Annotated in this window: 1 protein-coding gene; it reads right to left on the bottom strand. The window is 62.2% G+C overall.

What is annotated here, in order from left to right:
* A partial coding sequence (locus tag GVL12_RS26090; RefSeq protein WP_200844120.1) for an HNH endonuclease occupies positions 1 to 270 on the bottom strand: 270 nt, incomplete at both ends.

Raw genomic sequence — 270 nt, 5'->3', positions numbered from 1 at the left:
GCAAGGCGTTTGCCAGTGCCCAGCGCGTGGCGTTGACGGCTGCCGCATCGCTCAGCGGCTTTTGGACCTGCGCAAGAATGGCGTTTAGTCGCTTGTGGTCCTGGGACAGAAAATCCTCAATGCTGCGTGCCGCTTTTTTCTGGTTGCAGCAGGCGCAGGCCAGGGTCAAGTTGGAGGCACGGTTGCTGCCGCCATAGGCCCTAGCTCGGATGTGTTCGATCTGCAGGGGCAGATTCCTGGCGCCGCAGTAGGCGCACTGGCGGCCCCATT

Origin of the sequence: Pantoea sp. 18069 (genome assembly GCF_902706035.1) — a bacterium.
GTDB lineage: Bacteria > Pseudomonadota > Gammaproteobacteria > Burkholderiales > Burkholderiaceae_C > Comamonas.
The sequence above is the reverse complement of the archived record's forward strand: the minus strand, read 5'-3'. Positions and strand labels throughout refer to the sequence as shown.